Raw genomic sequence first — 9,957 nt, 5'->3', positions numbered from 1 at the left:
CGAAGAGCGCGGTGCGCCCTCGCCCTCACAGTGCGCGAGTACCGGGACACAGACCCCAGGGCCCGCAGTCCCGCAGCGGAGGTCGGGATGAGAGTTGTCGTTGATCTTTCCCGGTGCCAGGGCTACGCACAGTGCGCGTTCCTGGCTCCGGACGCGTTCCGGATGCACGGCGAAGAAGCGCTGATGTACGCCCCGAACCCCGACGACGCGGGACGCGAGCAGGTGCTGCGCGCCGCGGCGGCCTGCCCGCTCCAGGCGATTCTGGTCGACCAGTTGGAGGGACACGACGCACCGACGGGAGGGGCGCCGTCATGACCAGCGCCGACAACCTGCGAGCGTTCCGGCGCGACGGCCGCATCGTGATCGTCGGGGCCTCGCTGGCGGGACTCCGGGCGGCGGAGGCCCTGCGCGACGAGGGCTTCACCGGATCGCTGACCCTGATCGGTGACGAACTGGGCGAGCCCTACGACCGGCCTCCCCTGTCCAAGCAGGTACTGACCGGGTGGGTTCCGGCCGACGGCACCACGCTCCCGCGACGTCGCGAGATCGACGCGGAGTGGCTGCTGGGCGTACCCGCGACCGGGCTCGACCTCGCGACCGACCACGTCCGGCTCGCCGACGGACGGCAGATCCCCTTCGACCGGGTGCTGATCACCACCGGGGTGCGGGCCCGCCCCTGGTTCGTCGAGAGCGAGGCGGCCCTGGAGGGGGTGTTCGTCGTCCGGACACGCGAGGACGCCGAGGGCCTGCAACGGGCCCTCGCGGCCGGGCCGTCCCGCGTCCTGGTCATCGGCGCGGGATTCACCGGGTCCGAGATCGCCTCCATCTGCCGTGAGCGTGACATCCCGGTGACCGTCGCGGAACTCGCGCCGGCCCCGCTGGTCGGGGCGCTGGGCGCCATGGTCGGGGACATCGCGGCGGACATGCAGCGCGCCCACGGCGTCGACCTGCGGTGCGGCGTCAAGGTGACGCGGCTGGAGGGCGACGCGCAGGGGCGGTTCCGGCGGGCCCACTTCGACGACGGCAGCGTGATCGACGCCGACGTGGCGGTGGTCGCGCTATGCGGCATCCGCAACACCGACTGGCTGCGCGACTCGGGACTCGCGGCGGGCGTGTGGGGAATAGCCTGCGACACGGGCTGCCGCGCCCTCGACCTCAACGGCCTGATCACCGACGACGTCTTCGTCGCGGGAGACGTGGCACGCTGCCCGAACCCGATCTACGAGTACCGGCTCATCTCCCTGGAGCACTGGGCCAACGCCGTGGAGCAGGCCTAGGTCGCGGCGCACAACATGGTCAGCGGCCAGGCCGACCGCTGGCCCCACCTGTCCCTCCCGGTGTTCTGGTCGATCCAGTTCGGCGTCAACATCAAGACCGTCGGCGTACCGACGTTCGCCGACGAGGTGGTCGTCACCCAGGGCTCGGTCGCCGACCGCCGCTTCGTCGCGGCCTACGGCTACCAGGGCCGCGTCACCGCCGCGGTGAGCTTCAACAACGCCAAGTGGCTCGACCACTACCGGGAGCTGATCGAGACGGCCGCGCCCTTCCCGCCGCCCTGCCCCACGCCCGACCAGCCCGCCGACACGAAACCGGTGCCGGTGGACTACCCCGGCCCCACCCTGCTCGCCCAGGGCGCCACGGTGGTCGTCACCGGCCACGACCCGGGCGAGCGACGCGTCACGTCCGCGCAGCAGCACCACCGGTAGGGAGCGGAGTTGAGATGACCACGACCGAGACGCCCGGCACCCTGCAGCGGATACTCGACTACTCCTCGCGGCCCGACCCGTACCCCCTCTACGCCGAACTGCGCCGAACGCCGGTCGCCCTCCAGGAGGACGGCAGTTACGTCGTCAGCACCTACCGCGAACTCACGGACCTCCTGCACAACCCGCACCTCAGCTCCGACGTCCGCAATCTGGCGCGTCCGATGGAAGCGGCCGAGGGCCGCAGCTCACCGGCGTTCATCAACCTCGACCCACCCGAGCACGACCGCCTGCGGCGCATGGCGATGCGCCACTTCGGCCCGCCGCACACCCCGGGGCTGGTGAACGGCCTGGAACCGCACCTGACCAGCACGGTCGCCGGCCTGATCGACGACTTCGCCGACAAGGAGCGGATCGACGTCGTCGACGACTTCGCCTACCCGTTCCCCGTCACGGTGATTTGCCGCCTGCTCGGCGTGCCACGCGAGGACGAACCGCGGTTCCGGCTGTGGGTGAACGACATCATCGAGTCCATCGACTACAACCCGAGGACGGATCCCCCGGAGAAACTGGAGAACGGCCGGCGGGCTACCAAGGACCTGCGCGGGTACCTCGGCGGCCTGGTGGAGGCACGCCACGGCCGGCCCGCCGACGACCTGCTGTCCCGGCTGGTCAACGACGACGGGCCCGACGGGCGGATGACCGACGAGGAAATCGTCTCCACCGCCAACCTGTTGCTGATCGCCGGTCACGAGACCACCGTCAACCTCATCACCAACGGCATGCTGACGCTCCTGCGCCACCCGCAGGTGCTGCGGCGGCTGCGCGACGAACCCGGCCTGGTCGTGCCGCTGGTGGAGGAACTGCTGCGCTACGAGCCCCCCGTGCACATCATTCCCTGGCGGGCGGCGTACAGCGACATCACCGTCGCCGGCACGGTCATCCCCAAGGGATCCCAGATCATGCTCATGCTGGCCTCGGGCAGTCGCGACCCGGACCGGTTCCACGACGCCGACCGTTTCGTCCCTGACCGGCGGGACAACCAGCACCTCGGCTTCGGCAGCGGCATCCATCTTTGCTTCGGTGGCCCGCTGGCCCGGCGGGAGACCCAGATCGCGCTGACCGAGCTGGTGCGCCGCCTCGACCGGCCCCGTCTGGTCGCCGACCCGCCGCCCTACCGGCGCAGCCCCGTCCTGCGCGGCCCGATCCATCTGCCCGTCGAGCAGGGCGACGGGTGAGGCGGCTGCCGGGCGGCGGCCGGACGGAGCGTACGACGGTCCGGCCCGGCGTCCCCGCATGCTTCCGGAGGCACCATGGGCAACGCTCTCGGCGACGTACTGGGGCTGGCGGCCGGTGTCGCCGTGAGCCCCCTGCCGGTCGTCGCGATCATCCTCGTGCTGGCCACACCCCGGGGGCGGCCCAACGGGCTGCTGTTCGCGGTCGGCTGGATGCTCGGCCTGTCCGCGCTGGGCGCGGCGGTGCTCGCGATCGGGGGATCCTCCGGCGCCGCCACGAACAAGCAGCCGGCCACCTGGGTGGGCATCCTCCAACTGGTGCTGGGCGCGGCGCTGCTCGTGTTCGCCGCGCGGCTGTGGCGCAAGCGCCCCACGGACGCCGCCGAGGCCCGGCTGCCGAAATGGATGGCCGCGATCGACCGCCTCGCCCCGGTGAAGGTCTTCGGGCTGGGACTGGCCCTGTCGGCGGCCAACCTCAAGAACGCTCCGCTGACCATCGCCGCGGGAGCCTCGATCAGTTCGAGCGGGCTGCCGCCGGGTCAGCAGATCGCCACCCTCGCGGTCTTCGTGGTCATCGCGTCGCTGGGCATCGTCGTCCCGCTCGGTGTCCTGCTGCTCATGGGCGAACGGGCCACCGGCCTGCTCGGCAGCTGGAAGGACTGGGCCGCCCGGCACAACATCGCCGTCATGGCCGTCCTCTTCTTCGTCTTCGGCCTGAAACTCCTGGGCGACGGCATCGGCAACCTCACCTGACGACGCCCCGCCGCCGCGCCCCACCCGGGACGCGGCGACGAGCCGCCTCAGATGTCCCGGAAGAGACCAGCCGACGCCGTGACCTGCCGCGATGACGATCGTGCGTCGCTGACCTGCACGAATGGCCTTTCGACTGTTTCACGCTCGTACCCGTTGGTGTAGCCGGAAGTTCCAGAAAAGTCCCAGGGGACTCCGACTGCCGTAGTCGCTCTCTCGACTAGCGCAGGGCGTACGGGCGCGGTGTGGGCTGATGTTCGTGCATCGGTGGTCCGTCCTGGATGAACGGCAACGCGCGCTCCTCGAACGGGTCGCGCCCAGTGAAGATGACGTGGCCGCGGAGCCGGGTGGTTGGCGGTCGGCTTATGCCCCACGCGACCGTGGGCTCGGGCGGCAGGTGCCCTGGCGGGGGCGTACGAGGTCACCGGGGCCGGCCGCTTCTGCCTTCGGCATGGCCGTCATCCCGACAACCCGACGTTTACAGGCAGTGGCGACCAGGAGGTGTCCGCCGACCCTGCGCCTTCGGCGGCAGGCGCCAGGTGGCGCGGTTCCACAGGACGGCGGAGGCGCATTCCGTTGCCTTACAGCGAACGGCCTGTGTCCGCTGCAACCGGTCGCAGGAGCCGCACGCCAAGGGAAAACTCGCTTGCGGTCGGTGATCTCGGCGAAGGCGATGAAGCAGCGCGCTTGACTGCGAGTGGAGCAGCGAGAGCGGCCGGTTACCTATGCGTAACTCGATGTGGAATTCACCAGAAATTACACCCCTGATTCGGTTGGATGGCACTGCCAGGAGGCTTCTGGCAGGCGCAGGGCTGTGCACGAACGAGGGGGAACGGCCATGACATCGATGTGGGATGCCGCGGAGTGCGACGGATTCCGGTCGGCCGTACTCGCCCTGACCAGGCGGCGAGTCGAGATCTACATGGACGCGGGCGAGACATGGCGGTTCGCCGAGAGCCTGAAGTCCGTGAGTGAGGATGCCGCCCAGGAGTACGAGGGCCGCACGATCCTCGAACTCGTCCAGAACGGCCACGACGCACTCGGTCAAGCCGCCCCGGGAAGGATCGCCGTCCTGGCGGTCCCCCGGGAGGACGGCGGCGTCCTCTACGTCGCCAACGAGGGGGCGGTATTCGCTGAGAAGAACTTCCGCGCCATCACCGAGCTGGCTCTGTCGAGCAAGACGGCCGGTGAGGGCATCGGAAACAAGGGCCTCGGCTTCCGCAGTGTGCTGCAAGTGACGGACTGGCCGGAGATCTACTCGAAGTCCTCCTCCGACTCCCAAGTGTTCGACGGCTATTGCTTCCGCTTCGCCAGGCCCGAGGATGTGCGCTCCCTGGTGGAAGACCCGGCACTCGCGACCCGGGTGATCGAGGACATCTCCCCGCTGGCGCTGCCTGTACCGGCCGACGTCACCGATCCCGTGCTCAAGGAACTCGCCGAGGACGGGTACGCCACGGTCGTACGGCTGCCGCTGCGCGACCGGCACGCCTGGGGACTCGCCGTGGCGCAGGCGGAGGACGTGGTGGACGGTGAGGCGCCGCTGCTGCTCTTCCTCAATCGCGTGGCCGAACTCCTCGTCGAGGTGCGGGACGGCTCGGACACCGCTTTCCGGCAGGTTCTCTCGCGTACCGAGCGCACATCGGACCTGGTCACCGCAGGCGAGGACGACTGGGTACGGGAGGTCGATCTCGCCGAGGCGGGCCGCTACCTGCTGGCGCGTTGCACCCTCGATCGCGAGGCCCTGAGCGGAGCGATCAGCCGCAGCGTCCAGGCGCGTGAGATCGACGCCGCCTGGGAGAACTGGGACGCCGAGGCATGGGTGGCGGTCGCGCTGCGCCTCGACGTACCGCTCCCCAACGGCCGCATGTACACCTTTCTGCCGATGGCCGAGGGCGTCCACGCCCCGTTCCCCGGCCACGCCCATGCCCCGTTCTTCACCAAACTGGCTCGCCTCGACATCAGCGAGACGGTAGCCCTGAACGCCTTCCTCCTCGACCAACTCGCCCTGCTGACGGTGGAACTGAGCAGGCGCATTCGTTCGGAGACCCCGCACCTTGTCGCCGCGGACCTCGTCCTTGACCTCATGTGCTGGGACGTACCGGACCGGCTGGACGCGGCCCTGGAGGGGAGGCTCGCTGCCGAACCGATCGTGCCCCTGCACGGCAGGGAAGCGTGGGGCTCGTTGCAGGACTCCTACGGATGGCCCGACGGCAAGCGCTCCTGGCGCGTACTGACCACCGAGGCACTCACGAGGGCCGGAGCCGACCTGCTGACCCCGTCTGTCGGCCCTGTCCGCCACGCGCGTCTGGACAAGTTGTGCAGAGCCGTCATCTCCAGGCCCTTCCGTCCGCCGGCGCCCCTGGCCGCCGCGTGGGCAGAAGCCGTGGCACGGTCTCTGCTCGGCGGTACGGAACCGGAAGGGCAGGTATGGGCGGACTTCTACAGCGACCTGTCCCATGCGTTCGCCCGGGACCAAGGTGTGTTGCGGGGCCGACGCATCATCCTCGACCAGGGCATGCGGCTGAGAAGCGCCCTCGGCGGCCGGACCGATTCCGGCAGGCAGGACGCGACCGTCTTCTTCCACCCCGAGCCCGACGACATTGCGGACGGTGAGACCGCCACCCGTGTCCCGGGTGATCTCAAGGCACTCCGGCGCCGTATCTCATTCACCCACCCGGCGATCGCCTGGGACAGCGCCGGGCGCGGGTTCCTCGAGCGCAACGAACTGGTGCGCCCGTACCAACTGGACCGGGTCTTCGACGCACTGGAAGACCTGCTCTGCGGCCACCCCTCGGAGGCGCTCGGCCGCGACGCCCTCACCTTTGCATTCCGGCAGTACCCGCTGCTCACCCAGGTCCAGCGCCGACGGCTGGCCCGTATTCCCTTCCGGCTGCCACTGGCCGACACAGGCCGGTGGGGCAGAGCCGCACGGTGCTCCTTCTCACCCGCATGGGGCACCGAGGGAGCGCGGCGGCTGGAGCGGTTCCTCGCCGAGGGAGGATCCGGGATCCCGGCCCTGGCCGCGCAGCGGGGCCAGTGGATCAGCGGACCCGACGACTGGCCCGCGCCGGTACGGGACCGGGCGGCCTACACCGAGTTCCTGCAATCCCTCGGTGTGTACGACGGCCTGCGGCCGGGAACCGTCGGGGAGCGACTGGGAGCCCGTCAGGGACACGAACTGCGCCTCACGGGACTTGCCGCGGGCTTCGGGCTGGGGGACGCGCTCACCGATGCCTGGTGCGCCGATGTCAGGAGCGACTGGACCCGATTCCAGCACCCTTACACGCGCTACGAGTTCACGCACCCGCCTGCCCACCTGGCGGGAGCGACCGAGGTGGCCGGGCTCGGCCCCGCCGCCCGACGCGAATTCGCCGAGCTGTTGATGCACGGGCTGCGCACCTGGAGCGAGGAGGTCTTCACCGTCACCGTGCACAGGCCCACCTACTCCTTCAAGGACGCGCACACCTGGCCCACTCCTCTGGCCTCCTACCTCCGCGGCATGGCCTGGCTGCCCGTGGAGGAGCCGGATGGTCCCTCCTTCGTCGCCCCCCGGCGGGCCTGGTTCAGTTCTGACGGGGAACTTCCGGCTTTCGTCCCCGCGTTGCCCTTGTCGACGCGCCGCCTGCTCACTGACAGGAATGTCGTCGAGCGGATGCTCCGGCTCGGCCTGCGCAGGTGGGAAGATCCGCAGCACGCGGGGGCGGCGGTGAGTCAGCTCGCTGACGTGCTCGACAAGGGCGACGTGCCCGAGTACCTCAGCGTCTCCTTCAAACGGCACTACGAACGGGCGTGGTCGAACGTCGTACGGACGGGCCAGTGGCCCTGGGCGCCGGGTGAAGAGGCCCGCCTGGTGGTCAGCCGAACCCACGTGCTCGGCACCTTCATCCCGTCGGCCGACGAAGCACCGGTCATCGTCTGCGACGAGGCGGATCCCCTGAAGGAGGCGCTCATCGAGCCGGCGGGGCATCCCGTCCTCGTCGCCCCGGCGGAGTCCGGTGACGCCGTCGTCCGCCTGGCCGAGGCGAACGGGCTGAGGGTGCAGCGCACGTCGACCACGAACGTGCAGGTACGTCATCGCGACGGCGCCCCCATCACGCCGTCGAGTCAGGCGGCGGTGTTCATCCGGGAACGGGAGTGGCTGGTCACCGTGGTCGCCCTCGCCATGGAACTCAAGTCCGGGGCATTCGTGCGCCGCAGCGAGCGCGGTGTCCGGGCCGCGCTCGAACGGCTCCGCCGCCTGCGCGTCGTACACGCCGACGATGTGGAGATCACCGTCTCCGGGACGCCGGCCGAACCGCCGTCGTCGACGCGCGCCCTGCCGTTGCCGGACGACGAGTACCCGACGGTGGTTGTCTGGAGAAGCGACGAGGGGTGGGACGAACTGCAGGCGGCGACACCTGCCGTCGCACAACTGCTGGGAAGGCCGTGGTTGCAGGACGCGCTGGAACTGGTCCTCGTCAAACTCGAACGGAGCTTCGGCGGCAGCTGCCCGACGCTCGTCGACGACGCCTTCCTCGCCGCCGCTCTGGACACGACCCAGGCCAAGGTCGCCGAGATCCGGCGCAACCTCACCGGTGACGTGCAGGACACGGTGAGACTGCTCCGCCCGGTGCTGGCATGCCTGGCCGCAGACGCCTGGAACGAGGAGGCCGCCCACCTCCTCGGTCGTGCGGCCGGCGAACGCGAACTCGTCGGGATCATCGACCGGCTCGCGCCCGGTCTGCCGCTGCCGTCGGCGGAGCTGGTCGCTCTGGCCCGCTCCTGCACGAGACCGGCGGAGCTCAGGGACGAACTGGGACTCGACTTCCAGCAGTTCAACGCCGCACTGGTCGCCCTCGGGTACTCCCCGGAGTACTACCCCGACCGCCACGAACAGGCCTTCGGCGACTTCGTGCGGGCTCGCTCCGGAATCCTCCTCGACCGGCTCCGCGAGCGATACGCCGTCGCCGCGCAGCAGGGTGAGGACATCTCCGGCTACGCCGCGGCCCGCGGTCTTCACGACCTCCAGCCGGACCGGGACTGGCTTCCCCGGTTCATCACCCCGCCGGAGGAGGCGATGCGCGACAGGGTGCGGGAATGGCTCCGGGCGCACGGAGCTGACGACGACCTCGAGCGGCCCAACGAACTTGAGCCCCTCGACCGGCTCCGGGCACGTAACACGGCCGCACTGGACGCGCTCGTGCCGGTGCTGCCCCCACTGGTGACCGCCTGGTGCCGCCGTCACGGCATCCAGGTGCCTGCGGGGTGGCACGGGGCGGTGCTGCTGGAATGCAGGAGTTTCATCGACGGTACCGGTCTGGGCGACCTGCTGCCGCTGAGCGAGAGCCGTCTGCTCGATGCGGTGGAACGAGCCGTGGGATGGCCCGCAGGAATGCCGAACGCCGCGGATCCCGCGGCGCTGGGCCTCACCGACAAGGATCTCGCGCAGACGGCGATACGCGCCCGGGATTCCGGTGTCTACACCATCGTCGCTCCGCGCACGATCACCATCGGGGATGCCGAAGTCAGGGTCGGAAACGACCAGCTCTCCACCATCGCGGACATCGCCTCGAAGACCATCGACGAAGCATTCCTCGCCCAGTCGGGCAGGGTGCGTCTGGACACCGTGGCCGGTGTGCCCCGGCCACGCAGCGGAGGCGGATCCTCCGTCAAGCCGCGCATCGTCGTCGCGAAGACGAAGCGGACTACGGAGGACCAGCGGTCCGCCATCGGTCTCGTCGGGGAGGTGGCCGCGCGCGCCTGGCTCCAGCGCCACTACCCCGACGTGCGGTGGATCTCGGGCTATGCGGCCGTCGTCAACGGCGACGACGAGGCCTCCGACTCCCTGGGCTACGACTTCGAGGTCACCTGGCGTGACACCACCCGGCTGTACGAGGTGAAGGCACTGAGCGACCCATGTGCCGAGCGGGTTGAGTTCGAACTCGGACCGTCCGAGGTGGAAGCGGCCCGCCGCCACGCCCGGGGCAACCGCTACCGCATCCTGTTGATCACCTCGGCCCTCGTCCCGGAGGAACGCCGCGTCTTCGACCTGCCGAACCCGTTCTCGGCCCAGGGGCGTGACCGCTTCAGAATGGTCAGCCGGGGGGTGCGCTATCAGTGCTCGCCCTTGGGGAGGGGGTAGCACGTTCGATCCGCAGGGTGTGAGGCGACCTTGCTCCACCGTGCTCGTAAGTCGTCATGAGCACGGTGGTTGGAACTCGTAGATGTCGTACGACAGGGTGCCCCGCGGCTGCCGCACGACCACGGCGGGGAAGTGGAGACCCGGAGGG

Annotated in this window: 4 protein-coding genes and 1 pseudogene; all 5 read left to right on the top strand. The window is 70.1% G+C overall.

The window, feature by feature from the left end:
• The first annotated feature begins 87 nt into the window (after window positions 1-87).
• Complete coding sequence (locus tag ACFV6X_RS01995) at window positions 88-315, top strand: ferredoxin (RefSeq protein WP_385376199.1); 228 nt, start codon at window positions 88-90, stop codon at window positions 313-315.
• A pseudogene (locus tag ACFV6X_RS01990) lies at window positions 312-1,706 on the top strand (NAD(P)/FAD-dependent oxidoreductase). Before ACFV6X_RS01995 ends, ACFV6X_RS01990 begins: the two are co-directional and overlap by 4 nt.
• A gap of 14 nt (window positions 1,707-1,720) precedes the next feature.
• Window positions 1,721-2,941, top strand: coding sequence for a cytochrome P450 (locus tag ACFV6X_RS01985; RefSeq protein WP_385376196.1), 1,221 nt, complete (start codon window positions 1,721-1,723; stop codon window positions 2,939-2,941).
• A 75-nt stretch (window positions 2,942-3,016) separates the two neighbouring features.
• Window positions 3,017-3,691, top strand: coding sequence for a GAP family protein (locus ACFV6X_RS01980; RefSeq protein WP_385376193.1), 675 nt, complete (start codon window positions 3,017-3,019; stop codon window positions 3,689-3,691).
• Between the two features lie 835 nt (window positions 3,692-4,526).
• Window positions 4,527-9,809, top strand: a complete 5,283-nt coding sequence (locus ACFV6X_RS01975) for a sacsin N-terminal ATP-binding-like domain-containing protein (RefSeq protein ID WP_385376190.1) — start codon at window positions 4,527-4,529, stop codon at window positions 9,807-9,809.
• The last annotated feature ends 148 nt before the right edge of the window (window positions 9,810-9,957 follow it).

Origin of the sequence: Streptomyces sp. NPDC059861, from assembly GCF_042731435.1 — a bacterium.
Lineage (GTDB): Bacteria > Actinomycetota > Actinomycetes > Streptomycetales > Streptomycetaceae > Streptomyces.
Note: the sequence above shows the minus strand (reverse complement) of the source record. Positions and strands in the feature narration are given on the sequence as shown.